This window comes from Novosphingobium sp. KN65.2, assembly GCF_001368935.1.
Lineage (GTDB): Bacteria > Pseudomonadota > Alphaproteobacteria > Sphingomonadales > Sphingomonadaceae > Novosphingobium > Novosphingobium mathurense.
Genome location: NZ_CCBH010000228.1, coordinates 1 through 2,400, shown reverse-complemented (window position 1 = coordinate 2,400; position 2,400 = coordinate 1). Strand labels below are relative to the sequence as shown.

At 58.8% G+C, this 2,400-nt stretch carries 1 protein-coding gene and 1 pseudogene; both read right to left on the bottom strand.

The window, feature by feature from the left end; all coding sequences use genetic code 11:
• Window positions 1–1,190: 1,190 nt before the first annotated feature.
• On the bottom strand, window positions 1,191–2,027 hold the full coding sequence (locus tag SPHV1_RS23825) for an alpha/beta fold hydrolase (RefSeq protein WP_054948478.1): 837 nt from the start codon (window positions 2,025–2,027) through the stop codon (window positions 1,191–1,193).
• Between the two features lie 17 nt (window positions 2,028–2,044).
• A pseudogene (locus tag SPHV1_RS23820) lies at window positions 2,045–2,400 on the bottom strand (long-chain fatty acid--CoA ligase); the annotation flags it as partial.

The window sequence follows — 2,400 nt, the reverse complement described above, 5'->3', positions numbered from 1 at the left end:
CCTCATCACCTGGCCATCAACTGATCGCCGCCAAACAAGTCCGCCACTGATGCTTCATGAATAGTGCGGGTTAGAAGCTGGGTTTCCGTCTTACTCGACATTCTCATCTCCAGATGCCGTATCCAACGACGGCGATTTTCTCATTGCTGCGTTCAAGTGGACCTTGTCTTTGATGACGGCTGCGCAGGCGTCCATCGCTGATGCGATTGTTGTCTGGCGCAGCACTTGACTCAGGTGACAATCCTTAGGCGCTCCTTCTAAATCGTGACGGAGCAACTTCCGTGCCATCTGAGATGGCGACGTATCGAAAAGTGCGATGTGATTGTTTGTATTAAGTTAAATCGGAAAATCTGCTGCGTTGAAGCATTTGCCTTTCTCAGGAATCGTCGTCGTTGCGAACTCGTTGAGTAAGGCACTGGAGACGGATAAGGACAATTCGGAACACAGTTATCAGAGTTGATAACAATATCAAACATGACGCAGTGTAGAATTTGTCGGCGTGCCACCGAGGCCGAGGCGCATCGACCGTGATCGGAGTCGCCGAAGCGGGTAAAGAAGGTCAGGTTGTGTCCGTTCCGATTCGTCGCCGGCCCCGTCTGGCGGGGCAGTGCTTCGGCGGTGTTAAGGGCTGCGCGCTTGAGGAAATGGAAAGACGACGTATCTCACCCGCGAAGGCGAGCGGCTCCTCCCGTGCGGCAAATCGTCGACTGCAGACATCGGTTGCCAGCGTGTGATGTTATAGGTGCGCTCGGCGACGTTACGCGGCGGACAGGGAATGAATTCTGCAGGTAACAACGCGACGCCCGTCGGCACATTGACCTTTACATCGGCATGGCCTCAACTTGCCGCTCTTAGGTTTATGCGTCTGCACAGAACGATATCCGAACTCGCGTGACTGAATTCGGCCTAGAGTGCTGCGATAGGCGGTCTCGGCGGGATGATCCGTCGGCGACCGGTCAGCCGACCAACTCGCCACCATATTCAGGTGTATGCTCGCAACGACGTCGTTGTGGGCGCTGCCAGCCAATTCGCCCGCCGATCCCTAATCGCCCTTTGGACGCCGAACCGTTCATGGCCCGATCTTATACTTTGCCCTGGCCATTCCCATGACCTCTAACGCTCACGCGTTGCAAAAAGTTGTCCGAGTTTCCCAGGGTCTGCTGACTCCAAGAACTGAGCTTGGTAAGGAGTCACCGATTGACGAACTGGTTTACCAGTGCATTGAACTCGTCGGGACGTTCCCATTGAGCCCAGTGGCCGCATTTCGAGAAGATGTGCATGTCGGCGTTGGGGATGAGCTTGCGCAGGATGAACCCGGCATCGAGCGGCAGGACGCGATCCTCGGCGCCCCAGATGATGAGCGTGGGGCTTGTGATCCTGTCGAGCCCCTGGTTCCACAGATGGTCCTTGGGGTGCGCCATCAACGTGCGTAGCGGCGGATTGGCGACCGTCTCGGGAAGCGAAGCGATCTTCAGGCGCTCCTCCAGCAGTTCCTGCGTGATCGATGAGCGGTCATAAACGAGGAGGTCGGTGACACGCGCGAGCTTCTCGAGCGTCGGTCCTTCCCCGCCATAGAAGTCGAGCATCCGCTGCAGCCCCTCTGTCGGGAACGGTGACAAGACCGGCAGGCCACCGCCAGGCCCCATCAGGACCAGCATGTCGATCCGCTCGGGGGTGTCGAGCGCGAAGCGCAGCGAGGTCATGCCGCCGAGCGAGTTGCCCACCAGGCTGGCTGTTTGTATGCCGGCATGGTCCATGACGTCGCGCACCGCACTGGCAAGCGACACGATGAGCCCGTCGGGCTGCGCGCGCGGGGCGGACTGGCCATAGCCGGGCAGATCGAGCACGATTACCCGATTGCGCTGGGAGAGCGGTTCCACATTCTTGCGGTAATTGCTGTAGCCATAGGCGCCTGGACCACCGCCGTGGATCAGGATGATGGCCGGTCCTTCGCCCCAGCTATGGTAGTGGACGCGCCCATCGGCGGCATCGGCGAACCTGCTTTCGGGCGCCAGGATATCGGTCATTATCGTCTCCTGTTCGATCATTCGGGAAGCCGTGCTACGGCCGGCTCGGCAAGCACCCGGCCATATCTGTCGCGGATCGCCTTCTTGTCGATCTTGCCCGTGGCGGTAAGCGGCACGGTGTCGATGATGATGCGGTCGGGCATCCACCATTTGACGATGCGAGGTTCCAGCCATGCTGCTATCTCTTCACACGTGACATTGCTGCCTGCATGCGGTTCGACCAGCATGATCGGCCGTTCTTCCCATTTGGGATGATGCACGCCGGCCACGGCCGCCACCTTCACGCCCGGACATCCCGCCGCGATATTTTCCAGATCGATCGAGCTGATCCATTCGCCGCCCGATTTGATTACGTCCTTCTTGCGGTCGGTGA

Coding starts and splice junctions, on each gene's coding strand:
- SPHV1_RS23825 (WP_054948478.1), bottom strand. CDS start 2,027: ATGACCGATATCCTGGCGCCCGAAAGCAGGTTCGCCGATGCCGCCGAT.